Origin of the sequence: Niveispirillum cyanobacteriorum (assembly GCF_002868735.1) — a bacterium.
GTDB classification, from domain to species: domain Bacteria; phylum Pseudomonadota; class Alphaproteobacteria; order Azospirillales; family Azospirillaceae; genus Niveispirillum; species Niveispirillum cyanobacteriorum.
The window spans coordinates 264369-288185 of record NZ_CP025611.1 but is presented as its reverse complement, the minus strand read 5'-3'; the positions used below and the strand labels follow the sequence as shown (position 1 = coordinate 288185).

The following is a 23817-nucleotide window of genomic DNA, read 5'->3' as shown; positions in this document are numbered from 1 at the left end:
ATTGTATTATGATGAAACACAGTGCAAGTCAATGCACCGACGGCAATCAAATTGGATTTTATCACGACAAGATACTAGACTGGCGGTGAACAAGCACCGGATGCCCCCTTATGACCACCGATATTGACGATCAGGATGAACCGGAAACCGGCGGCCCGTCAAAGCTGCAGGCCGACCTGGCCGGACAGATTGTCGATCATATCCGCCGCCACCGCCTGCCCGTCGGCCACCATTTCACCGAACTGGGTCTGGTGGAGGAATTCAAGGTCTCCCGCACGCCGGTGCGCGCGGCACTGCGACATCTGGCCGATCTGGGCATCCTGGAAACACAGCCACGCCGTGGCTTTTTCCTGAAGGTGCCGTCAGACGCCATTGAATGGCAGGGCGGTGGCGGCCGCGCGGATGAACTGGAGGATCTGTATCTTGCCATCGCCGCCGACCGCATGAAGGGCAATGTGGATGGCGAGGTGTCGGAGGCCGACCTGATGCGCCGCTATGGCGTGCCGCGCGGCACCCTGATCCGGGCGCTGAACCGTATGGCACAGGACGGCATCGTCGAACGCAAGATGGGCCATGGCTGGCAGTTCATGCCCACGCTGAACAGCGATGAGGCGCATGACGAAAGCTACCGTTTCCGCCTGCTAGTGGAGCCGGCGGGCCTTCTGGAGCCCAGCTTCACCCTGGACCGCGCCTGGGCTAGGCAGGTGCGTGAGGCGCATGAGAAGGTGTTGTCGGGGGAGGTCAAGCCCACCGCCATGGAGTTCTTCGACATCAATGCCGAATTCCACGATTTCGTGGCCGCCTGTTCCGGTAACCGCTTCATCCACCAGTCGGTGCAGAACCAGAACCGCCTGCGTCGCCTGCTGTCCTACAACTGGTCCTATGGCGAGGATCGGGTGGTGGACAGTTGCCGCGAACATCTGGAGATCCTGCACGCCCTGGAACGCGGGGATCAGGAATGGGCCGCCGCCCTTATGCGCCGCCATCTGACCGTCTCGTCCAAGGAACGGCCGGAGTTCGGGTGAGCACTCCTCACAAATCATATTGCATTTCATAAATACATAGTACAAAGTACCTCCAACGAACAACACGGGGGTACAGAGCATGTTGCGCGGCTGGACAAGGGGTGCCTGGGCATTGGCGGCGCTGGCGGGCATGACCCCGGCGGCCGCCGCATCCGGCACCCTGACAGTTGCGCTGAATGCCGATATCCGTTCCACCGAACCGGGCGTGAACCGCGACACCAACAGCGACATGGTCCTGGCCCAGGTGGTCGAAGGGCTGGTGGCGACCCGCGCCGACCTGTCGGTGGCGCCCATGCTGGCCGACCGGGTGGAGATGGCCGATGAGGGCCGCACCTATATTTTCCATCTGCGTGACGGTGTCCGCTTCCATGACGGAAGGGTGCTGCGGGCGGGTGATGTGCGCTGGTCCTGGGACCATTGGATGGACCCGGCCCGCAACTGGACCTGCCGCAGCTTTTATGACGGCACGGGCCGGGGGGTGAAGGTCCTGTCCGTGGACACGCCCGATGACCTGACCGTGCGCTTCACCCTGGACCGGCCTTCGGCCGTCTTCCTGGCGCAGATGGCCAGCACGCAATGCCCGCTGGCCATCCTGTCCCCGTCCAGCGTCGGGGCCGACGGCCACTGGATCGCGCCCATCGGCACCGGCCCGTTCCGGCTGGGCGAATGGCGGCGCGGACAATACGTCATGCTGGACCGGTTCGACGGCTACAGCGCGCGCAGCGATGAATCCAGCGGTCTGGCCGGCGCCAAACAGGCATTGGTCGAACAGGTGAAGTTCCTGATCGTGCCCGACGTCACGACGTCGCAGACAGCGCTGCTGTCGGGCGGGGTGGATATCATCCCGGCCCTGCCCGCCGCCGCCGGACAGGATCTGAAGCGCTTCAGCGGCGTGCGGGTTTATGAACAGGAACTGCTCAGCTGGACCGTCCTGCTGCTGCAAAGCGATGATCCCGTCCTGTCGGATGTCCGCATCCGCCGTGCCGTTGCGCACGCCATCGACCGCGACGGCATCGCCATGGTGGCGACCAACGGCCTGGTAAAGCCCAACCCGTCCGCCGTGCCGCGCGTGGCACCACAGCATGGGTCGGTGCATGACGAATGGCCCGCCTATGACCCGGCAAAGGCCCGCGCCCTGCTGAAAGAGGCGGGCTATGCCGGGCAACGCATCGTGGTGCAGACCAACCGCCGTTTTCCCAACATGTTCGACAATGCCGTGCTGATCCATGCCTATCTGCGCGATGCCGGCTTCAATGCCGATCTGGCGGTGCTGGACTGGGCCAGCCAATTGTCGAACTATCAAAAGGGGCGCTATCAGCTCTCCTCCTTCTCCTATTCCGCCCGCTTTGATCCCGCCCTGACCTATGATGCGCTGATCGGCGACCGGGCCAGCCGCGCCACCGCCCAGTGGCACAGCACACAGGCCGCCGCCCTTCTCGACCAGGCCAACCGCAGCGCCGATGAGGCCGACCGTCAATCCGCCTTCGACGCCCTGCATCAGCAGATGGTGGCCGACGTGCCGATCATGGGGCTTTACAACGGCGTGGCCGTCGCCGCCACGCGGGCCACTGTCACCGGCTTTCACAATTGGGCCGCCAATCTGCCCGTCCTCTGGGGCGTCGCGAAGGAGGGGGAGTAACCACCATGGGTGCCTATCTCCTGCGCCGTTGCCTGATGACGCTGCCCACCCTGCTGATCGTGGCCGTGATCGTGTTCCTGCTGATGCGGCTGGTCCCGGGTGACCCCGTCTCGGTGATGGTGGGTGACATGGCCGATCCGGCCACCATTACCGCCATCACCCGCAATCTGGGCCTGGATCAACCCCTGCCGGTGCAGTTCCTGCGCTGGCTGGGCAATATCCTGACGGGCGATTTCGGCACCTCCATCACGACGGGAGAGGCGGTGCTGCCCGCCATGCTGCACCGGCTGGGCGTGACGGCGCAGATCGTGCTGATCTCCATGGCGCTGGCTATGCTGATCGCGGTTCCTGCCGGCATGCTGGCCGCGTGGCGACAGAACAAGGCCACCGACATGGTGATCACGGGCCTGCTGGTCCTGTTCATCTCGGTGCCCAGCTTCTGGGTCGGCCTGCTGCTGATCCTGCTGTTTGGGGTACAGCTGGGCTGGCTGCCCACGGTCGGCTATGTCGCCATCACGGATGATCCCGTACAGGGGCTTTTGTACCTGATCCTGCCCTGCGCCTCCCTGGTCCTGGTGGAGATGGGCGTGGTGGCGCGCATGATGCGGTCGGGCATGATCGATGTGCTGCGCCTGGATTATATCACCCACGCCCGCGCCAAGGGATTGGCGGAAGGGCCGGTGCTTTGGCGCCACGCCTTCCCCAATGCCTTTGCGCCGACGCTGACCTTCATCGGCCTGCTGCTGGGGTCGCTGCTGGGTGGGGCGGTGGTGATCGAAACGGTCTTCACCCTGCCCGGCCTGGGTCGCTTCCTGGTCGATGCGATCGAGGCGCGGGATTACCCGGTGATCCAGGGCTGCCTGCTGCTGGTGGCGATGATCCGCATCCTGGTCAATCTGGCCGTCGACCTGGCCTATCCGCTGCTGGACCCACGGGTGCAGCTATGAGGAATTCCGCCATGACCCGGTTCCTGTCGCGGCCCAACGCCGCCCTCGGGCTGATCTTTTTCTCCTTCATGCTGCTGGCCGCAGCCTGGGGCCTGTTGGCCACGCCGTATGATCCGCTGCGCCCCGATGTCTGGGCGCGGTTGCAGGGGCCGTCGGCACTGCACTGGCTGGGCACCGACGGGTTTGGCCGCGACGTGTTCAGCCGCCTGCTGGTCGCCGCCTGGGTCAGTGCCGGGGTCAGCATGGCCACTGTCGCCCTGGCCGTCACGCTGGGCACCGGCATCGGCGCCATCGCGGGTTATCTGGGCGGGCGGGTTGACGATGCGGTGACCGTGCTGATGGATGCGCTGATGTCCTTTCCCGCCATCCTGCTGGCACTGGGCATCCTGGCCGCCATCGGCCCGTCGCCCGGCGGCGTGGTCCTGGCACTGGGGCTGGCCTATACGCCATCGGTGGTGCGGGTGGTGCGCGGGTCCGTCCTGTCGCTGAAGGAACGGGAATTCATCGATGCGGCCCGCGTGCTGGGCCACGGCCCCCTGCGTACCCTGCTGACCCATGTCATCCCCAATTGCCTGACGCCGCTGACGGTGCTGGCCACCGCCATGTTCGGCAATGCGCTGCTGTCAGAAAGCGCGCTCAGCTTCCTGGGTGCCGGCGTGCCACCGCCCGCCCCAACCTGGGGTGGGATGCTGGCGGAGGGGCGGCAGCATGTGCAGGCGGCCCCCTGGCTCTGCATCTTTCCAGGGCTGGCCATTTCCATGGCACTGCTGGGCATCAACCTGTTGGGCGACGCGCTGCGCGATCTGCTCGACCCCCGCATGAACAAGCTGTGAAGGGGGTTGCCATGACCACATCGCTTCTGTCGATTGAAGGCCTGCGCATCGGTTTTGCCGGCAGCGACCGGCTGGCCGTAAACGGCATCGACCTTGCCATTGCCCCCGGCGAACGGCTGGGCGTGGTCGGGGAAAGCGGGTCAGGCAAAACCCTGCTGGCCCGCGCCATCCTGGGTCTGCTGCCGCCGGGGGCGCAGCGTCGGGCTGGGCGCATCCTGTTCAATGGACAGGACTTGACCACCCTGTCCCCCGCCGCCCTGCGCCATGTACGCGGCCGCCACATCGGCATGGTGTTTCAGGAACCCATGGTCTCCCTGAACCCGGCGCTGACCATCGGGCGTCAGCTGGGCGAAGGGCTGATCCTGCATGAAGGCCTGTCGGCGGCAGAGGTGCGGCGACGGTCGGTGGAGATGCTGGACGCGTTCCGCATGGTAGATGCCGCCGCCTGCCTGGACAAATATCCGCATGAATTTTCCGGCGGCATGCGGCAGCGGATCATGATTGCATCCGCCCTGCTGCTGCGCCCGGCCCTGCTGATCGCCGACGAACCGACCACGGCACTGGATGTGATCGTGCAGAAACAGGTGCTGGACCTGACCCTGGCCGCCTGCCGCGAACTTGGCACCGCCCTGCTGCTGATCACCCATGATCTGGGCGTGGTGGCCGATTGCTGTGAACGGGTGCTGGTCATGCGCCATGGCGATCCGGTGACGCAGGGGCCGGTGGATACTGTCCTTCTGCGCCCCAGCGATCCCTACACACGCCAATTGCTGCACAGCCTACCGCGCCGACAGGGGGTGGAAACCGCACTGCCGACCACCACGCCGCCGCTTCTGTCCATCAAGGATCTGCGCGTTGCCTATCCCGCCCGCCGGCACGGCCTGTTCCGCCGGCCAACGGCCCGGCCCGCGCTGCACGGGATCGACCTGTCCCTAGCGCGCGGCGAAACCCTGGCATTGGTCGGGGAAAGCGGGTCTGGCAAGACCACGCTGGGCCGCGCCATTCTGGGTCTGGCGCCGGTGGCGGGCGGGCATGTCACCCTGGACGGGCGCAGTATCGCCACCCTGTCGGCACCCGAACGCCGGTCGCTGGCCCGGCGGGTGCAGATGGTATTTCAGGACCCGTTCTCCTCCCTCGACCCACGCTGGCGCATCGCCCGCATCGTGGGGGAAGGCCTGACCGGCGTCACGGCGGCGGAACGGGCAACCCGTGTGGCCGCCGCCCTCTCCGATGTTGGGCTTGGCGATGGTTTCGCCGACCGTTTCCCCCATGAATTGTCGGGCGGGCAGCGTCAGCGTGTGGCCATCGCGCGGGCCATCATCATGAAACCCGATCTAATCGTGGCCGACGAACCGGTCTCCGCCCTGGATGTCACGGTTCAAGCCCAGGTTCTGGCGCTGCTGAAGGATTTGCAGCGCCGCCACGGCTTTTCCTACCTGTTCATCTCCCACCATCTGGGGGTGGTGGAGCAGGTGGCCGACCGGGTCATGGTGCTCTATCGCGGGCATGTGGTGGAGGAAGGGGCACGTGACGACCTGTTCGACCGCCCCACCCATCCCTATACCCGCCGCCTGATGGCGGCTGTGCCGGAAATCCTGCCAGATGGTGACGGGTTCCGGGCCGGCCATCGCCCACTTCCCGACCCCGTCCCCCTGCCCGGCCTGACGCCGGTGGAACAGGGTGGTGTCCTGACCCCTCTGCAAGGCGGGCACCGCGTACGCTGCGCCGCCCCCTGATACCTGGCCGCGTCGGGCTATCGGCACGACCACAAATGTACTTTATTATAACAAAGATCGCACGATCCGAGGTGTAGCATGTTTCCCAATCCGCAGGCCCTGTCCCAGGCCGCCCTTGACCATTATGTCCATTCCAACACCGATCTGGACAAGCATCGGCAAACCGGATCGATGCTGATGGTGGAAGGCGACGGCGTGCGCGTGAAGGATGCGCAGGGGCGATCCTATATCGAAGGCGTAGCCGCCCTCTGGTGCGCGGGCCTGGGCTTCAACGAACCGCGTCTGGCCGATGCAGCGGCCCGGCAGATGCGGCGCCTGTCCTATTATCATAATTTCGCGGCCAAAAGTGCCGATGTGCCGGTAGCCCTGGCCGAACGTCTGGCGGAAATGGCGCCGGGCGACCTGAACCGGGTGATGTTCGCCACGTCGGGGTCAGAGGCGAATGACACCGCCGTGAAATTGGCCTGGTATTATCATAACGCCCTGGGCCAGCCGGCCAAGAAGAAGATCATCGCCCGGCGTCAGGCCTATCACGGCGTCACGGTGGCCAGCGGCAGCATGACCCAGCTGGCGGCAATCAATGGCGGCTTCGACCTGCCCATCGACCGCTTCATCCATACCGACTGCCCGCATTACTGGCGCTTTGCCGAACCGGGTGAGAGTGAGGCCGATTACGCCACAAGGCTGGCAGACAGTCTGGAACGGCTGATCCTGGCGGAGGGTCCGGAGACCATCGCCGCCATGATCGCCGAACCCATGATGGGTGTGGGCGGCGTGCTGTTCCCGCCCGAAACCTATTTCCCCAAGATACAGTCGGTCCTGCACAAATACGATATCCTGCTGATCGCGGATGAGGTGATCTGCGGGTTCGGACGGCTGGGCACCATGTTCGGGTCGACGTATTTTGGCGTGACGCCGGACATCATGACGCTGGGCAAGCAGATCACATCCGCGGCCTTCCCCCTGTCCGCTATCCTGATGACCGATCGCGTGTTCGACGTGATCGCAGCGGAAAGTGGCCGGCGCGGTACCTTCGGCCATGGCTATACCTATGCCGGCCATCCGGTGGGGGCGGCCGTAGCGATGGAGGTGCTGGACATCTATCAGGAACGCGACATCCTTTCCCATGTCCGCCGCATGGGCCGGGTCCTGCATGACCGTCTGGCCGCCTTGGCAGATCACCCGCTGGTGGGGGAGGTGCGGGGCGATGGTCTGGTCGCGGCAGTGCAGTTGGTGGATGACAAAGCCGCCCGCTGCTTCTTTGATCCGGCGCAGGGCGTGGCAAAGGGGGTCGCCGCGCACTTGCAGGAAAATGGCGTCATCCTGAGGGTCCTGTCTAATGACAGTATCGCCATCGCCCCGCCCCTGATCATCGGCGAGCATGACCTGACCCTGCTGCTGGACCGGCTGGAATCCTCCCTCAACTGGGCCGCCCGCAATCTGGGGAGGATGTGATGCGTCAGTATCAGCAGTTCATCGGCGGCGTCTGGCGCGACGGTACCGGCCCCGGAGAGACGGATGTCCTGTCGCCGGCAAGCGGGCAGGTAGTCGGGCGCATCAGACATGCCGGCATTCAGGACCTGGCGGATGCCAGCGCCGCCGCCGCGCTGGGGTTTGCCCAATGGTCGCGGATTTCCCCCCTGGATCGCAGCCGCGTTCTGCGCCGGGCGGCGGATGGGTTGCGCACCCGGATGGAGGAAATCGCGGACCTGGTCATGACCGAACAGGGAAAGCCCCTGTCAGAGGCGCGGACGGAGGTTGCCGCCTGTGCCGATGTGATCGATTGGTTCGCGGAGGAAGGGCGGCGCACCTATGGGCGCGTGATACCGGGGCGTCATCCCGATCAGCATCTGGAGGTACGGCAGGTACCAATCGGTCCGGTCGCCGCCTTCACCCCTTGGAATTTTCCATTGTCGCAGGCTGTCCGCAAGATCGCCCCGGCCCTCGCGGCTGGTTGTTCCATCATCCTGAAACCGTCAGAGGAAGCGCCCGGCGCCTGTGTGGTTCTGGTCGACGTGCTGGTGGAGGCGGGATTGCCGGGCGATGTGCTGTCGCTTGTCCTGGGTGACCCGGCCAGTATCTCCCGCACCCTGATTGCCGATCCGGTGGTACGAAAGGTTTCCTTCACGGGATCGGTACCGGTGGGCAAACATATTGCGGCCCTGGCGGGTGCCGCCATGAAGCCCTGTACCATGGAACTGGGCGGGCATGCGGCGGTCATCGTGGCGGCGGACGCAGACCCGGTGGCCGCCGCTAGGGCGCTGCTGCCCATGAAGTTCCGCAATGCCGGGCAGGCCTGTATCGCGCCGACGCGGTTCCTGATCCATCAAAGCCTTTACGACGCCTTTGTCGCCGCCCTGCTGGACGGGGCGGCGGCGCTGAACCTGCCGCCGCTGATCAATCCACGCCGGGCGGCAGCGGTATCGGCGCTGGTTGATGAGGCACTGGACAGGGGGGCACGGCTGTTGCTGGGGGGCGGCCCGCCGGAACGGTGCCGGTATCCCGCCACCTTCCTTGCCGATGTGCCCGCCGACGCGACCATCCTGCGCGAAGAACCGTTCGGCCCGGTCGCCACCCTGCAGCGCATCGACAGTGACGAGGAAGCGCTGGAAATCGCCAATGCCCTGCCCTTCGGTCTGGCCACCTACCTGTTCACCGACGATGCGCGGCGCCAGGCCTATTTCGCGGACCGGGTCGATTGCGGCATGCTGTCCATCAATGCCGCCCCCATCGCGCTGCCCGAAACGCCGTTTGGCGGCGTGCGGGACAGCGGTTTCGGGCGTGAAGGCGGCATGGAGGGGCTGGCACCGTATCTGTCTCCCAAACTGGTAACGGTTCATCACCATCGGGGGCGCCGCACCGCATGAGCAGCAGATGATGCCCAGCGCCCCCTATCGGCAGACATGCAGGCGGGCGAACCCGTCCGGTTGCAGGCGAAGCATCGGCGCGAAGGTGGCTCCGAACCGGCGCGCCCCGCCCTGGTTGGCCCCACGGCCCCAATCATCCACGAAGCTGGTGACCTGAAGGCCCGGCATGACCAGCCAGCTATAGGCCTGACGAGGGGCTTCGGGCGGGTTCATCATGACCAGCCCGTTGCCATTCAACGGGGCCCAGGGACCATCGATGCTGGTACCGGCCATGCCATACAGTCCGGTCGGCCCAACCGGTCCGTCGGGATTGAAGACATGGCGCTGCGTCGACCAGAACAGGTAATAGACCCCGTGCTGATGCACGATATGGGGCCGCTCCAGTTCATTATTCACACCGGTCGCCGTGATGACGGGCGGACATGTGGTCCAGGTGACAAGGTCCGCCGACACGGCCCGCGCCACAACACCATTGAAGGCAGAGGTGGCGCCCGCCTGTGAGCCGGCAAAGAACACATGATGCAAACCCGTGGCCGGATCGCGGAAATAGGCCGGGTCACGGAAGGCCTTGATCGTGTTGACCCGCCCCGATCCGGAATTACTGGCCATATAAAGCGCAGGGTCGCGCAACACGAATTCCCGCAGGTCGCGCCAGTTGATCAGCCGCACCTGCTCCCCCATCATCGAAAGATCGGCATCGGCGGAAAATAGGCGCTGTTCGAATGTCGTCTCCGCCTCCCCCCGCCGGCCCGCCGCCGTGAAATACAGCGTCAGCCGCTGTCCATCCGGCCACAGCACCGCCGAACCGGACCATTCCCGGCTGCCGGGCGAGAAACCATCCGGCATGGCCGGCCCCAGGACCTGCCATTGCCCGCGGCATTCCCGCAGAAGATGGATACGGGCATGGCTATGGCGTTCATCGGGATCATCGAAGCGGGGAGCGCCAAGGGCCATCCACAGGCTGTAACCACCGGCAAAGCCGACGATGCTGCCGTCAGGATGCTGCACCGGCCAGGCATCCCAGATATCGATGTCCGGTGAGACGCGGCGGATATCGCCCTCAACGATCAATGGTGCGGCCATGCGGGCATTGTCCACCCCGCTGAAATCGGGCTGCCATTGCTGCATCATGGATGCATCTCCGTAAAAGTCCTGATTTGGTTGCCCGGGCCGATCATTCGCACCGCCCACCCTGCAGGCAGGGGCGCAGCATGGGGGGGATATCGGCCTGAATGGCGCCCTGCACCGGAATATCGGGCCATCGCCCCGCAACAACCCGCGCCGCCAGACGGTCGAGCGCCGCCATCGCCTGATCGTCCGTGAACGTGCAATGACCGGCGGCATCCAGCCAGATCGCCTGTGCCAGAGCGGCGGGCGCCTGCTCGACGTAAAAACGCTGCAAGGACGGGGAGGTAAGCCCGTCACCCACCGCCTGCAGGGAGATCAGGGGGACCCGGGGCTTTGCGGTCGGGGTATAGTGCCGCATCATATACTGAACGGCCTTCGGGTCCGCCGTGATCCGTGGCGCGGAGGCCAGCCGGTCAAGGTCAGCCTCGATATCCAGGCCCGCGCGTTGATACAGTGCCCGGACCATAGCGCCGCGCCCGGACCGGTCAAGCTGACGGCGGTAATCCACCTTGTCATTCCAGGAGAAGACACCGCCAGCGCGCCGTTCCTGGTCCACCCGTGGCAGGAAAACACCCATCACGAAGCTGGCGGCCATTTCTGCGACCTGACCATCCAGGTCGTTCGGGTGGGGTTGCGGATGGTCGGGGCGTGTCCAGCCGGGAAGACCGGCCAGTATCCCCGCCAGGGCCACACGGGCGCGGCCCGGCGCCGTCTGCATGGCCACATCAAGTGCGGCACGCGCGCGGGCGGAATTGGCAAAATCGTCCGACACCCGCACCAGTTCCAACCCCGCCTGCGGAGCCAGCAATGTCTGAAAGGCAAAGGCCCCGTCGAGCGCCATGTTCATCATGCCGATGCTGCCACCGATGGAGGGGCAGAGGGCCAGACCGGCATCGATCACCGGATCATCCTGTTCAGCCAGGGCCGTAGTGATCAGGCCTCCCATCGACGTGCCCCAGGCCAGGGTCCGGGATGGCTTTCCGATCTGTTCGGTGAAGGCAATCACGACCTGCCGCTGGCTGGGCACCGCCTGTTCGATGGACCAGCCGGCCGCCCCGAAATCGGACGCCAGCAGGGCATAGCCACGCGCCAGCAGCTTGTCCCGCAAGGGTGCCGGTGCAACATCGGGCGGAAGGATGCGCGGGGAGTAACCATGGCTCCAGAGCAGCAGCGTGCCGTTCCAATTGACCGGCACCTCCGACCGCCAGCGGGCACCGCCAGCCAGGGTTCCCTCTATAATTCTGGCCTCATTGCTGGTCAGGGGCAGTGCGGCGCCAGCACTTCCGCTCGCGACCAGACCGCCGCACAAGGCGGCAGCCAGGACCCAACGACGCAGATCAGCGCGCATCGGTCGGCCCCCGCCGCTGTATAGTCCAGGACGGATCGGCGCACAGGCCGCAATCCTTGCCGTCGAAGGCTGCTGCTGCCTTGGCATCGCCCTTCAACCGCCAGTCCAGCCAAAGCCGGGCTGCCTGCGCCCACACCCCGCCATGCGGCTGCCAGAACGTGCCGCTATGTCCGACCTCCCGGCTCAGGAGATAGGCGGACACCTTGCTGATCCGACCGAAATCGTCGGTACCATTGCCATAGGCAACATCCGTCGGCCCACCCAGCAGATAGAGAACGGGCGCGTGAAGCTGATCGAGGGTCGATTTTGGCACATCCATGCCCGGCATGCCGGGACCGTCGGCACCAAACAGGCCACTATTGAAGATGATGGTCGCCTTGACCCGTGGATCGGGGGAATTGGCCAGTGCCTGCAAGCCACCACAGGACCAGCCTGAAACGGCGATCCGCGCGGCATCGACATAGCGTCCCCAGCCCTCCTTGCTGGCCGCCACCTTCTCCACCCAGTCGATCGCAGCCTTCATATCGGCGGCACTGGTGCCGCGACCGGGGGGCGGATTGTCCAGTTTCAGCAGGTCAGGATAGGCGCTGAGGCCACCTGGACCGGATTTGAGCTGTCCCAGCGTGATGACGAGATAGCCGTGTGACGCGATCTCCGTCAGAAGCGGGCGGGCATTCGCGGCATCATCAGCGCAGCCACCATTGCCGAAGATCAGAACCGGGAGGCGCTGTTTCTCAAACAAGGGCAGATTGGCAGGGCGGTAGAAGCTGTGGGTCGGCAGGGCCGGATCGATACCGGCAATGGCACGGAACGGCCCGCTTCCTTCATCATAGGGCGTGGCTTCGAAGGCCTGCATCAAGCGCCCGAACTGCTGTTCCGCAGGAATGCCCGGCGTGAAGCGGAAGGCACTATCCAGGGCGCCACGGATGCCATTGGTCGACATGGCCAGATCCGCCGGCTTTTTCAGGCGCAGATCGGGATGGAAATCAATCCGGTTGGGATCGCTGTAGATCGCCTGACCATCCTGCGCCAGTTGCTGCATCCAGGCCGCCAGCGCATCATCGGCCGCCGCCGATGCACCGCCATAAGCAACCGCGCGGGCCAGGATCACAACGGCGCCCTGGGCACGCGCCGTTTGCAGCAGTAGGGTCAGCTGTTCCTTGGCACGGTCCACCGCATCCCCGGCATTGGAAAGGCGGTCGGCCAGAAAATAGATGACGTGCGGGCGGTGGCCGGCGATCAGCGTGGCCAGATCAAGCTGCTTGCGTCCGCCAAGGTCGAAACTGCCCGCATGCTTGAACAGGGGGGCCGTGAAGAAGCTTGGGTCCGCCTTTCGCCAGTTCGCCAGTTCGCGGTCACCCAGGAACAAGACCCGCCTCTCCAATGGTGCCGTCGGGGAACCAGCATCCGCCGTCCCCTGCCCCACCGCCGATGCCCATAACGGGGTTGCTGCACCGATGGCCAGGGCCAGCAGGGCTGCTACAGCGCGCTTCATGTCCGTCCTCCCGGATCATCATTGTTGTGGGCGGGCGCTGCCTCGGCGCCCGCCCGTATCAGGTCGCTCAGAACCGATAGCTCAAGGTCACGCCATACTCGGCGGGATTACCCAGCGTGTAGCCACCGACACCGTTGGGCGTCTGGAAGACGTTGGAAATGTAGTCTTCGTCGAGCAGATTGTTGGCATAGGCAGCCAGGCTCCACCCCTCATCGGACTGATAGGCGATGCGGGCATTCACCAGCGTCCGCTGCGGTATCTGGTGATAAGGGGCCTGGAAGAACGTGACCCATTGCGCCCCCACATGGCTGACGCGGATGCTGGGCGTCAGGCTGCCGCCGTCCATGGCCGCATCGTATGACAGGCCCAGACCACCGGAGAATTTCGGCGCGTAGGGAATGGTTCGGCCCTTGAGATTGGCGGTGGTGGCAACCGTGGGCCGACCATTGCCATAGAGACCCACCGGTTCCACAATCGTCAGGTCCCCATAGGTGGCATCCAGAACCGAGAAGTTGCCATCCAGGGTGAAGCCGCTCTGGCGCAGTGCGAACTGCCCTTCGACGCCCTTGATCTTGGTGCCATCGACATTGCGGGTGATGGCGCTGGTGGGATTGTTGACGTCGGGCGTGTAGGTCGTCTGGTACCCGTCATAATTCATATGAAACACACTGACCGAGGTGGTCAGGCGGTTATCCAGGAAAGACGCCTTCCAGCCCGCCTCATAGTTCAGCACGGTTTCCGACCCGTAGCGCAGGCTCATTGGTGTGGTACCACCCGGCTTGTACCCCTTGCTGACCGTGGCATAGAGGAAATGATCCGGGGTGATTTCCCAGTTCAGGACGGCACGACCGGTCGGTTCCTTGAAATCGATGATACCGGGTGTGAAATTGATGGCGCGGAAGCCGTCCATGCCACCGATGGCCAGATAGCCGTCATTGGTGAACCCGGCATGGTCCCAATTGTACCGCCCGCCCAGGCGCAGTTCCACGCCATCCATAAGGTCCATGGCGGCCTCACCGAACACCGCCTCATTCTTGCGCCGTGCATTCACATAGATATAGGCACCACCACCCGTCTGAATGACACCCGGCTGGGTATAGTCCAGGAAGGTGGCACCCGCCGTCCAGCGGACGCGCTGATCATCGGGGGAGATCAGGTTGACCTCTCCGGTGTAGTAATGATCACGCAGCCGGATGCTGGTGCTGCCGGCGGCCAGCGCTGGGTAGAGGGTGGCGGTCGTCAGGTCGTCGTCACTGCGCAGATTCTGCTTTGTTTCCTGGTAAGCCCCGGAAACCCGCACATCGAAAGCGTCGAAACCCTTGTAATCCAGGATCGCCGTGGTGCGGTTATAGGAGACATCGAGGCGCGTTTCCGCATCATAGGCGATGGTGCGGTTGGGCGGCGGTCCAACATCGAAACGCTGGTTCGGCAAACCATCGGAATTGTTATCGCTGACCTGATGCATGACCAGCAGGTCGATATCCTCGCTGGGGCGGAAACGCACCTGTGCCCGGCCCAGGAACCGCGACAGGTTACCGGGTTGCGACAAGGCCGAGACCTGGCCCTTCTTTCCGGCGGGACCGAGATTGGTATAGGCAGAGTCGCGGCGTTCAAGCTGACCCGAAACGCGGGCAGCCATGGTATCCGAAAGCTGGAACGTGACGCCGGAACCAAGCTGCCGGTGCCCGAGATTACCGATAGTCGCCTCTGCGAAGCCGCTGGTACCGTCGAAGTCGGGACGAACGGAGTTGACATAAAGCGCTCCGCCGCTGGCATTCTGGCCGGTATAGGTTCCCTGGGGACCGCGCAGCACCTCGACGCTGGCAATGTCAAAGAACGAGTCCCCGAAGACAAATTCACGGGCGACATAGGTGCCATCCCAATGAACGGCAACACCGACCGTCTGGTTCGGGGCGGATTCGGAAATACCGACACCGCGGATATTGAAGTATTTGGTGTTGCCATTGTCCGTGTAGGACAAGGACGGTGTCTGCGCGGCCAGTGTATTGATATCGGTGACACCGCGTTCTTTCAGATCCTCGCCGGTCAGAACGACGATGGAGATCGGGGTCTTCTGAATATCCTGGCTGCGGCGTTCGGCCGTTACGACGATCTCTGCCAAAGGCTCGCTTTCGGTCGTCTGTGCAAAGGCCATCGCCGGCATGGCGCAGGTGGCCAGCAGACACGCCGTGTGAATCCGTGTTTTCATCGAAACCTCCCATTCCCCGTTATTGGCGCCAGTACATGGCATTGATTGAAGACGATTGTATTTGTGAGTTGAAAGCGCCCATCCGTTTGATCACAGGGACGGGAATTGTGGTGGAAAACTCATGAACATGCGGGCGAGCCAACGGCGCGCTACCGCCCGCATAGACGGCCAGCGCAGTCCTTTCCCCTGCCCGCATCGGAAAATCCGCAGCGAACCGGACCAGGGTTCAAAACACCTTGTTCCAGGCTTCAAGCAGCCACGGGCCAGAGGCGGCCAAGGCTGGCTTCCCTAAGACAAGACGCTGACTTTGTTACGATATTGATCCATGACCGCCCCCTGAAACAGCGATCCCGTTCTTGTTCATGATTGTTGTTGTTTCCAACCATATTCACATCCTACAACCGATTGCAAATGTATTTTGGAGGTGGGCGAGCTTTTCAGGTTTTGGCATTCGCAGGGCAGGCGGCGACTTGTTGGCGAAGGGCGCTCCCGCCCCCCACAGCCTGCTGCGAAAAATGCATTTGCAATCGTTTGTAATGCGTGATTATGATCATATCCAAGAACGAAACTGGATAGCTGGGGAGCATCCCGTACAGTCCCCGACCAGCAAAAGTGGCAGAGCCAGTCCGATCCATGCACGACATGGACGCACGGAACCTAAGGAAGCCAATGAGAGCTTCCAGCTTCAGGGAGTGAAAGAGCATGAAGTCTCGTAATCTCAAACGATGGCTGGCGGCGTCCGCGCTTGCCCTGTTGCCAGCCATGGCCGCCATGGCGGCACCCGATGGGAACTGGGTGCAGAGCTGGGCGTCCAGCCCCTCCCTGGCTGTTGAGAAACTGCCCTTTGATTTCTGGCGGCCGCCTGCGGAAATCCAGGGTACGGTTCGCTACAAAATGCGGGTCAGCGCAGAAGGGGACGCCGTGCGCGTCCGACTGTCTGCCGAGACGCTGGACCGGGATGTGCGGATCGGTGCCGCCACAATTGCGCTGGCCGATGCATCCGGGCGGATCGACGCGACGTCGATGAAGCCGCTGGCCTTCGGTGGGGCCGCATCGGTCCGCATGCCGGCGGGCACGCCGTTATTGAGCGACCCTGTAACGGTGCCGGTCAAGGCCGGGGCCATCCTTTACGTCACCTTGTACCTGCCCGATGGCGTGGCCGTGCCGCAAGCCGATCCCCTGCATGTCGCGGAGGTGCTGATGGGCGCCGACCGGACAGGTGCCGGCACGCTGAACGGTGCGCAGGTGGTGACAGGGCGGGAAATCGTATCGGCTATCCTTGTCCGGTCGGCCAAGGATGCCCGCACCATCGTCACTTTTGGGGATTCCATCACCGATGGGGCCGGTGCCCAGGACCCGATGATGCGGGGCTGGCCTGATCAGTTCGCCACGATTTTGCGCCAGCGCGGCCTGACACAGGTGGCTGTCGCCAATGCCGGTATCGGCGGTAACCGTGTCCTGCGCAACGAGGTTGGTGAAGCGGCCCTGGCACGGTTCGACCGTGACGCCTTGTCGGTGCCGGGCGTCACGGATGTGGTGCTGCTGGAAGGGATCAATGATCTGGGGCTCAGCGGATTACCCAACCCGCGCGGCCCCGGCGCCCATCCGGAGGTCACGGCAGCCGATCTGATCGCTGGGTACCGGCAACTGATCGCGCGGGCCAAGGTGCGGGGCGTGCAGATCCATGGCGCCACCCTAACCCCATTCCTGGGCTCGCCTTTCCCCGGCTATGCCACGCCCGTGAAGGAGGTGGTACGGCAGGAGTTGAACCGCTGGATACGCGAAAGCGGGGAGTTTGACAGCGTCATCGATTTCGATGCCGCGCTGCGCGATCCGGCCAATCCGCAAACGATCAAAGCTGCCTTCGATAGCGGCGACAAACTGCATCCGTCTGACGCGGGTTACCGCGCCATGGCCGAAGCCGCCGCCGCCATCTTGTTGAAATAGACCACCGCAAAAGCACCCCGTCAGCATCAACCCGCGCCTCGTGGCGCGGGAACGGGGGCTTCTGGCCGTGATTTCACCGAACGCAGAACAACGGGCCAATAGGCCATAAACAATGAAAAGGGGACGGGAACATGAAACGATCATGGAATGCCGCCAGGGCCGCCATGCTGCTGTCCACCAGCGCCCTGCTGGTTGGACCCGCAGCCATGGCCGCTGATGCGGGTGACGATGTGCTGGCCGAAATCATCGTGACGGCCCAGAAGGTCAAGGAAACCCTAGCCAAGGCGCCGGTCGCCATCTCGGTGCTGGGTGCCGATGCGCTGGACCGGCAGAACATCACCGCTGCCGATGACCTGATCACTACGGTGCCCAATCTGCAGTTCAGCCAGAACGGCTTTGCTATGCGTGGCATCGGAAGCAATAACGGCTTCAGCGGCTATTCAACGGTCGCAACACAGATCGACGGCATTTACGCCCCCTTCCCCACCACCTTGACGCTGGGCATGTTCGACATCGCCGCCATCGAAGTGCTGCGCGGTCCGCAGGGCACCGTCCATGGCCGCAACGCGACGGCCGGCGTGGTGAATATCAACACAGCCGATCCGGGCTGGGACATGGCCGTTGCGGGTGACGTGCAATATGGCACGCACCAGGACCTGCAGGTCCGTCTGAACGCCGATCTGCCCGTCAATGATGATCTGGCCATCCGCGTTTCCGGCTTTCGCCGCGTCAATGACGGGCGTTACGCCAGGCTGGCGGCGCCGGAACGGTTCGACAAGACGGACCAGGCGGCGCTGCGTCTTACGTCGCTGTGGAACCTCAGCGACAGCGTCACCTGGCGCCTGTCGCTGAACTATGGCGAGGATGAGGGGACGACCCCCTTCCTGTTCCTGTCCAGCTATAACTACTACCCCAATGCCAACCTTCGGACAGGCAGCTTTGGCCCCGTGGAAATCATCAAGACCCACGAGCCCAATCCCGGCATCTGGAACGTCAAGGAAAACCGGAAAGACATCCAGGACTATGCCGCCCGCACGCGCCTGACCTGGGAAATGTCAGACGCCGTCACAGCCACCTATATCGGCGGTTTCTCCGTCCTCAAGAATGACGGACTGGAAGCCAGCACCGGCGTCTTCTCCATGGAGTATCTGGACCTCCGCCAGGAATCCAGCTCGCACGAGATCGACATCAACTATGAGAGCGACACACTCTCGCTGGTCGGTGGCGCCTATTATTATTGGGACGACAAGCCCTCGGGACAGCGCCTGCTGCACGCAGGTAATACGGCACCAGCCCCGTTCGGCAGTGTCTTCAACGCCTTCGGCCCGCTGTTCGCGGGCACCGGCAAGCAGATCTCCACGATCAATGCCGTCGATGTCGTGAACACCTACAGCGACTGGGGCAGTGAATCGTCGGCCATCTTCGCCCAGGGGACATTGCGGCTGACCGACCGCTTCAGGCTGCTGGCGGGTGTCCGATCCACCTGGGACACGGTCCATGGTGGGCAGGAGGAACTGGTCTGCTTCGGTGGCACCGTCACACGCCAAAACATCAATGACGCTACCTGCCCCGCCGGCGGCCTAGGTTATTCCGACGACCGCAACCGCGCGTCGGAAAAGTTCAGCAAGATCAGCTGGAAGGCCGGCCTGGACTATGACATCACCGAGGAGGTGATGGGCTATGCCACGGTCAGCACCGGCTATCGCGCCGGCGGCCTGCAAGCCAGCACCAACCCCGCCCCCTACACGGGCTACAAGCCGGAAACGGTGACGAATTACGAAGCGGGGCTGCGCGGCAACCTGCTGGACCGCAAGCTGTTTGTGTCGGCCACCCTGTTCAACATGGATTACAAGGATCTGCAGGTCTCCAGCATTATCGGTACGGCAAGCGGGCCAACAGCCGTTACCACCAATGCGGCCAAGGCCAAGATCAAGGGGGTGGAACTGGAGACGCTGTTCCGGCCGACCCGCAATGACCGGCTGTCAGCCTATGTTTCCTTCCTGGATGGAAAGTACACATCCTTCCCCAACGCGTCTGACAACATGAATAGTGCCGACGTCATGTACAATATCTTCGCCCCTATTCTGGGATATGCCACGATCCCCAGCGCCGTGGCGGATTTCTCCGGCAACCGGCTGGCCAATGCCCCGCGCTGGAGCGCGCGGGTGGGCTATGAGCATATTTTCGATCTGGCCGGCGGCAGCACCCTGACCCCCGCCATCGATTTCTATGTGCAATCCAAGACCTATGCCGACAGCGCCAACTATGTTCAGGGCATTAGCGACAGCTATACCAAGACGGACATCAATCTGCGCTGGGACAGCCCGGATCAGCGCTTCTACATCAACGCCTTCGTGAACAATCTAGAGGATGAGCGCATAGCCAACGCCGTCGGCGTTGTCTGGAGTTCGACCACCGCCACCTACAATCCCGGCCGCACAATGGGCGTGCGGGTCGGTGCCAGCTTCTGATCTCTCCCTTGGCCCCGCCATCCGGACAACCGGTAGGCGGGGCTTCTTTTTCCACGACACGATGAAGATAGGGAAGAATATGCACCATGATCGCCGTTCCCTGCTGACCGTCCTGCCGGCCCTGGCCGTCGCGGGTGTGGCACAGGCGGAAACAAGGCCCGGGCCAATCGATCTGCCGAAGACCGAATTTATCTATGAGTCACTGGTGACACTGGGGCCTGTACAGCAGGTTGGCGACAGCCCGTTCGGCCGGCGTGTCCGCATCCCCATCACGGGCGGCACCTTTGCCGGGCCGCGCATCCGGGGAACCATCCTGCCATCGGGCGAGGATTGGCAGTTGCAGCGCCCGGACGGGTTCACCGTCGTGGAGGCCAGTTACTGGCTGCAAACAGACGATGGGGCCATCATCCACATCGTCAACAAGGGCGTGGCTGGCAAGGATTATGCCCGCACGACCCCCTGGTTCGAGGCCCCGACCGGCCCGCACCAGTGGCTGAACGAAGCCGTCTTCACCGGCACCCTGGCCCCCGTTCCGGGGCGGACCGATGCCGTCATCATCCGGGTTTTCAAGATCGTGTAGGGGCCGTCCGTATCAGGCGCTGGCGCCGACGACGATTTCGAAACCGACATCGACCCGCACAGCATCCTCAGACTTGCGGGCCACACCCGTTGCGCGGCGGCGCAGGATCGCCACCGCCTCTCGGCCGATACGGGCACCATCGATCCTGACCGTGGTCAGGGCCGGCTGCATCTCCGCCGCAAAAGGCAGGTTACCGAAGCCGACGACAGCCAGATCGTCGGGCACCCGAAGCCCCGCCGCCTCTGCCTCAGCGATCAGCCCGTGGGCCAGCCAGTCCGAACTGCAAATAACCACGTCCGGTGCCGGGGTATTGGCACGAAGCTGTGCGAACGCCGCGCGCCCCATGCCGAACCGTGTCGGACTGGCCAACACGGCATCTCCCGGCGATGCGCCCGTTGCGGCAATCCAGTCTGCAATGAACCCGTTTCGCCGCGCCTTCGCCCGGGGACTGTCCGCCGTCAGCAGGAACGGGTGCCGATATCCGCGTTGCCGCACGAACCTTGCCACAGCCTGGCCCACCTCCGTGTGGGAAAAGCCCACCGCCGCGTCGATGGAACGGTCTGGCAGGTTCCAGGTTTCAATGACCGTTGCGTCATCCCGTTCCAGCCGAGCCCGCAATCTTGGATCGGCCACACTGCCCGTCAGGATGATGCCATCGGCGCGCCGGGCCAGTGCTGCCTCAATCAGGGCCGGCGCGCGGGCATCGTCCGCACCCGTCAGACCCAGCATGACGACATAGCCGTCATCGGACAGCGCCTCGGACATGGCCTCAATGGTGAGATTGTAAATCGAGTGGGTAATGTCCGGCACCAGCAAGGCGACAAGCCGGCTGCGGCGGGATGCCAGTCCGCCTGCCAGCAGGTTCGGGATATAGCCGGTACGCTCAATCGCCTGCCGGATACGCTCCGCCGTTGCCTCCGCCACCACGTCGGGCGCGTTGATGTATCGGGATACGGTGGCGGTGGAGACACCGGCAAGCCGGGCCACATCATCGAGCCGCGCGATCTTTTTTTCATTCATGCTCATGCGATGACCCTAGCGCCCGCGAAAGTCTCCGGCTATCCTTTGTAAGCGCTTGCATTGGTGTTAAATCAAGGGGACAAAGTCCGTGCCTTCCGATTTCAACCCCCTCCTGCCGGAGGATTTCGACAGTCCGCATGCGGATTATCGCCGGCTTCGTGAACAGTGCCCCGTTGCGCATAGCGACGCTTGGGGCGGTTTCTGGGCCTTGATGAAACATGCCGATGTCGCGGCGGCGGCAGCGGATAGCGCAACCTTCATCACATCCAAGCAGAATGTGGTGCCCAAGGTGGCGTTCACGGGACGCCGTCCGCCCCTGCACCTGGACCCGCCGGAACACACGCCCTATCGCCGCGCCCTGGCACCGCTGCTCACCGAACGGCGCCTCCAGAAACTGGAGCCGATGATCCGCCGCATCTGCGGGGAATTACTGGACCCGCTGATCGCCAAAGGGCATGGCGACATCTGTGCCGATTTTTCGTCCCGGATGCCGGTTCTGGTCTTTGCGAACTGGATGAACCTGCCGCCCGATCAGGTGGACGAGTTGGCAGACCTGGGCCGCCGCTACAATGTCGCGGTCCAGTCCGCTGACATGGACGAAACCAAGGAAACAAGCCTGCTGCTCTATGATATGGCGTGCGCCATCGTCGCCGACCGCAAGGCCAATCCCCAGGACCCGACAGAGGACGCGACCAGCGCCCTTCTGGCCGTTCGGGTGGATGGGGAGCCCTTACCGGAAGAGATGATTGTGGGCTGCATCCGGCAGGTTCTTGTTGTCGGCATCATCGCGCCGACGGTGATGGTCGGGTCCATGGCGGTGCACCTGTCCCGTCACCCTGATCTGCAATCTTATCTGCGGGCCAACCGGGACAAGGTGCCGGCAGCGACCGATGAGTTTCTGCGTCTCTATACGCCCTATCGCGGCTTTGCCCGCACCGCCACCCAGGACGTGACAATCCGGGGACGGACCATCCCTGCCGGGGAACCGATTGCCCTGGTCTATGCCTCGGCCAACCGTGACGCCGACATATTTCCAGAACCGGAGACATTCCGGTTGGACCGACCGAACATGAAGGAATCGCTGGCATTCGGGCGTGGCACACATAGCTGCGTCGGGGCCGCCCTGGGCCGGCTGGAACTGTCCGTCGCCCTGGATGAGTTGCTGGCCCGGACAAAGGGTTTCAGCGTGGACGGCCCCATTGTACCGACGCGTTTCCCCGAGATCGGGGCCCTGAAGGTGCCGCTGCGTTTTGAGTGACCTCTTATCCGGGGATGACCTGAGCAGATAATCAGGTAAGTTATGCAACATATCATAAAAACAATAGCCGAAGGCCGGGCTCACCGGTTCTGGGAGGAGAAACGATGGCCTATCTCGGCGAATTCCGCCTGAACTGGCGCCCGGTCACCGCCGCTGCGTTCGGCCTTGGCGCCGGGATCAGCCTCACCAGCTTTGTGGCCAGCCTGTTTGTTCCGGCCCTGGGACAGGAGTTTGGATGGACCGGCGCGCAGTTCGCCCTGACCAGCCTTGGCCTTGTGCTGGCCATGGTCGGGGTACTGATCGCGGGCCGGCTGGCCGACACCTTCGGCGCACGTCGGGTGGCAATGGCGGGGGTCATCCTGCTACCCCTGTGTTACGCCGCGTTCAGCCGGATGGGCGGCAACATCCTGGAATATTACGCCATATTCGGGATCGTGATGTTCGTCGGCGCCACCACGTCGGCTACCGTATACACCCGCGTAGTGGTGGCGCGTTTCTCTGCCGCGCGCGGTCTGGCGCTGGCCATTGCCGCATCGGGGGCGCCGGTTGTAGGGGCCGTGCTGTCGCCGATCCTGACGCGCATCATCGCCGACCATGGCTGGCGCAGCGGATACCTGGCCCTGGCCGCCGTTACCGCCCTGCTGGGTCTGCTGGCGCTTGCCCTGCTGCCAGCGGAGGGAACCGGCACCGTCTCCAGCCGCGCCACCCGCACAGGAACGGCCAAGGCTTACGGTCTGGTCCTGCGTTCACCCGCCGCCTGGGCCATCCTGGGCGGCATGTTCCTGTGCAACCTGCCGTCCATTGTCACAGGCTACCAGTTCAAGCCCATGCTGGTCAGCCTCGGCATCGGCTCCGCCGAGGCGGCATGGTTGATCTCCCTCTACGCCATCGGGGTGATTGCGGGACGGTTTGCCTGCGGCCTGGCCCTGGACCGGTTCCCGACACATATCGTGGCCGCCCTTGGCATGGGGTTGCCCGGTCTGGGTTTTGGCCTGATCGCGCTGCAGCCCGATGGCCTCTGGCCCTTCATCCTGGCCGTGGGGCTGATGGGCCTCAGTCAAGGTGCGGAACAGGATATCGGGGCCTATCTGGCGGCCGGCTGGTTCCCCCGCGATGTATACAGCACGGTCTTCGGCCTGATCACCGCCGGCATCGTGGCGGCCGGCGCCGCCGGCGGGCCGATCCTGTCGCTTCTGCTGGGCCTGTCGCCCAGTTTCGTACCTTTCCTCATTGGAAGTGCGGTCAGCGTGTTGATGGGCGGCACATTGTTCCTGCTGCTCTCAAAACAACCGTCAGCCGTCTGATCCAGGGGCG

At 63.9% G+C, this 23817-nt stretch carries 17 protein-coding genes; 12 read left to right on the top strand and 5 right to left on the bottom strand.

Annotated elements, in window-relative coordinates; genetic code table 11:
* Positions 1 to 110 precede the first annotated feature (110 nt).
* From C0V82_RS01325 to C0V82_RS01295, 7 genes are all read left to right on the top strand, one after another.
* The gene (locus C0V82_RS01325; protein ID WP_102110789.1) at positions 111 to 1025 is read left to right on the top strand and encodes a GntR family transcriptional regulator; all 915 of its coding nucleotides are present in this window, start codon (positions 111 to 113) and stop codon (positions 1023 to 1025) included.
* A 79-nt stretch (positions 1026 to 1104) separates the two neighbouring features.
* Positions 1105 to 2664 carry an ABC transporter substrate-binding protein gene (locus tag C0V82_RS01320; RefSeq protein WP_102110788.1) on the top strand — a complete coding sequence of 520 codons (1560 nt, stop codon included), beginning with the start codon at positions 1105 to 1107 and terminating at the stop codon, positions 2662 to 2664.
* A 5-nt stretch (positions 2665 to 2669) separates the two neighbouring features.
* Positions 2670 to 3611 (top strand): ABC transporter permease, encoded by a 942-nt coding sequence (locus tag C0V82_RS01315; protein ID WP_102110787.1) that lies wholly within the window; start codon positions 2670 to 2672, stop codon positions 3609 to 3611.
* An 11-nt stretch (positions 3612 to 3622) separates the two neighbouring features.
* Positions 3623 to 4444: an ABC transporter permease gene (locus C0V82_RS01310; RefSeq protein WP_188595097.1), complete on the top strand. Its 822-nt coding sequence runs from the start codon at positions 3623 to 3625 to the stop codon at positions 4442 to 4444.
* A gap of 11 nt (positions 4445 to 4455) precedes the next feature.
* Entirely contained in the window at positions 4456 to 6180 is a 1725-nt protein-coding gene (locus tag C0V82_RS01305) for an ABC transporter ATP-binding protein (protein WP_102113152.1), read from the top strand.
* Between the two features lie 78 nt (positions 6181 to 6258).
* Positions 6259 to 7635, top strand: a complete 1377-nt coding sequence (locus C0V82_RS01300) for an aminotransferase (protein WP_102110785.1) — start codon at positions 6259 to 6261, stop codon at positions 7633 to 7635.
* A complete protein-coding gene (locus C0V82_RS01295) occupies positions 7635 to 9047 on the top strand; it encodes an aldehyde dehydrogenase family protein (protein WP_102110784.1) in 1413 nt (470 codons plus the stop codon). The genes C0V82_RS01300 and C0V82_RS01295 overlap by 1 nt, the downstream gene beginning before the upstream one ends.
* Positions 9048 to 9071: 24 nt before the next feature.
* On the opposite strand, the gene C0V82_RS01290 is transcribed toward C0V82_RS01295, so the two are convergent.
* The 4 genes from C0V82_RS01290 to C0V82_RS01275 all read right to left on the bottom strand — a co-directional run bounded on the left by C0V82_RS01290 (position 9072) and on the right by C0V82_RS01275 (position 15227).
* Positions 9072 to 10178, bottom strand: coding sequence for a glycoside hydrolase family 68 protein (locus C0V82_RS01290; protein WP_102110783.1), 1107 nt, complete (start codon positions 10176 to 10178; stop codon positions 9072 to 9074).
* Between the two features lie 43 nt (positions 10179 to 10221).
* Positions 10222 to 11523, bottom strand: a complete 1302-nt coding sequence (locus C0V82_RS01285) for an alpha/beta hydrolase family protein (protein ID WP_102110782.1) — start codon at positions 11521 to 11523, stop codon at positions 10222 to 10224.
* The gene (locus tag C0V82_RS01280) at positions 11513 to 13018 is read right to left on the bottom strand and encodes an alpha/beta hydrolase (protein ID WP_102110781.1); all 1506 of its coding nucleotides are present in this window, start codon (positions 13016 to 13018) and stop codon (positions 11513 to 11515) included. Before C0V82_RS01280 ends, C0V82_RS01285 begins: the two co-directional genes overlap by 11 nt.
* Before the next feature lie 67 nt (positions 13019 to 13085).
* A complete protein-coding gene (locus tag C0V82_RS01275; protein ID WP_158659652.1) occupies positions 13086 to 15227 on the bottom strand; it encodes a TonB-dependent receptor in 2142 nt (713 codons plus the stop codon).
* 702 nt (positions 15228 to 15929) lie between these two features.
* Here C0V82_RS01275 and C0V82_RS01265 point away from each other — a divergent pair.
* The 3 genes from C0V82_RS01265 to C0V82_RS01255 all read left to right on the top strand — a co-directional run bounded on the left by C0V82_RS01265 (position 15930) and on the right by C0V82_RS01255 (position 20225).
* Positions 15930 to 17174 (top strand): SGNH/GDSL hydrolase family protein, encoded by a 1245-nt coding sequence (locus tag C0V82_RS01265; RefSeq protein WP_102110778.1) that lies wholly within the window; start codon positions 15930 to 15932, stop codon positions 17172 to 17174.
* Between the two features lie 131 nt (positions 17175 to 17305).
* Positions 17306 to 19645, top strand: coding sequence for a TonB-dependent receptor (locus C0V82_RS01260; protein WP_102110777.1), 2340 nt, complete (start codon positions 17306 to 17308; stop codon positions 19643 to 19645).
* A 79-nt stretch (positions 19646 to 19724) separates the two neighbouring features.
* Entirely contained in the window at positions 19725 to 20225 is a 501-nt protein-coding gene (locus tag C0V82_RS01255; protein WP_158659651.1) for a DUF3237 family protein, read from the top strand.
* A 12-nt stretch (positions 20226 to 20237) separates the two neighbouring features.
* Here the strand turns inward: C0V82_RS01255 and C0V82_RS01250 are convergent, their stop codons facing one another.
* The gene (locus C0V82_RS01250) at positions 20238 to 21251 is read right to left on the bottom strand and encodes a LacI family DNA-binding transcriptional regulator (RefSeq protein ID WP_102110775.1); all 1014 of its coding nucleotides are present in this window, start codon (positions 21249 to 21251) and stop codon (positions 20238 to 20240) included.
* 82 nt (positions 21252 to 21333) lie between these two features.
* Here C0V82_RS01250 and C0V82_RS01245 point away from each other — a divergent pair, with 82 nt between their 5' ends.
* Positions 21334 to 22503, top strand: coding sequence for a cytochrome P450 (locus C0V82_RS01245; protein WP_102110774.1), 1170 nt, complete (start codon positions 21334 to 21336; stop codon positions 22501 to 22503).
* Between the two features lie 104 nt (positions 22504 to 22607).
* On the top strand, positions 22608 to 23807 hold the full coding sequence (locus C0V82_RS01240; RefSeq protein WP_102110773.1) for an MFS transporter: 1200 nt from the start codon (positions 22608 to 22610) through the stop codon (positions 23805 to 23807).
* Positions 23808 to 23817 lie beyond the last annotated feature (10 nt).

Coding starts and splice junctions, on each gene's coding strand:
- C0V82_RS01300 (WP_102110785.1), top strand. CDS start 6,259: ATGTTTCCCAATCCGCAGGCCCTGTCCCAGGCCGCCCTTGACCATTAT.
- C0V82_RS01285 (WP_102110782.1), bottom strand. CDS start 11,523: ATGCGCGCTGATCTGCGTCGTTGGGTCCTGGCTGCCGCCTTGTGCGGC.
- C0V82_RS01325 (WP_102110789.1), top strand. CDS start 111: ATGACCACCGATATTGACGATCAGGATGAACCGGAAACCGGCGGCCCG.
- C0V82_RS01305 (WP_102113152.1), top strand. CDS start 4,456: ATGACCACATCGCTTCTGTCGATTGAAGGCCTGCGCATCGGTTTTGCC.
- C0V82_RS01320 (WP_102110788.1), top strand. CDS start 1,105: ATGTTGCGCGGCTGGACAAGGGGTGCCTGGGCATTGGCGGCGCTGGCG.
- C0V82_RS01280 (WP_102110781.1), bottom strand. CDS start 13,018: ATGAAGCGCGCTGTAGCAGCCCTGCTGGCCCTGGCCATCGGTGCAGCA.
- C0V82_RS01290 (WP_102110783.1), bottom strand. CDS start 10,178: ATGATGCAGCAATGGCAGCCCGATTTCAGCGGGGTGGACAATGCCCGC.
- C0V82_RS01250 (WP_102110775.1), bottom strand. CDS start 21,251: ATGAGCATGAATGAAAAAAAGATCGCGCGGCTCGATGATGTGGCCCGG.
- C0V82_RS01295 (WP_102110784.1), top strand. CDS start 7,635: ATGCGTCAGTATCAGCAGTTCATCGGCGGCGTCTGGCGCGACGGTACC.
- C0V82_RS01240 (WP_102110773.1), top strand. CDS start 22,608: ATGGCCTATCTCGGCGAATTCCGCCTGAACTGGCGCCCGGTCACCGCC.
- C0V82_RS01260 (WP_102110777.1), top strand. CDS start 17,306: ATGAAACGATCATGGAATGCCGCCAGGGCCGCCATGCTGCTGTCCACC.
- C0V82_RS01310 (WP_188595097.1), top strand. CDS start 3,623: ATGACCCGGTTCCTGTCGCGGCCCAACGCCGCCCTCGGGCTGATCTTT.
- C0V82_RS01265 (WP_102110778.1), top strand. CDS start 15,930: ATGAAGTCTCGTAATCTCAAACGATGGCTGGCGGCGTCCGCGCTTGCC.
- C0V82_RS01255 (WP_158659651.1), top strand. CDS start 19,725: ATGCACCATGATCGCCGTTCCCTGCTGACCGTCCTGCCGGCCCTGGCC.
- C0V82_RS01275 (WP_158659652.1), bottom strand. CDS start 15,227: ATGAAAACACGGATTCACACGGCGTGTCTGCTGGCCACCTGCGCCATG.
- C0V82_RS01315 (WP_102110787.1), top strand. CDS start 2,670: ATGGGTGCCTATCTCCTGCGCCGTTGCCTGATGACGCTGCCCACCCTG.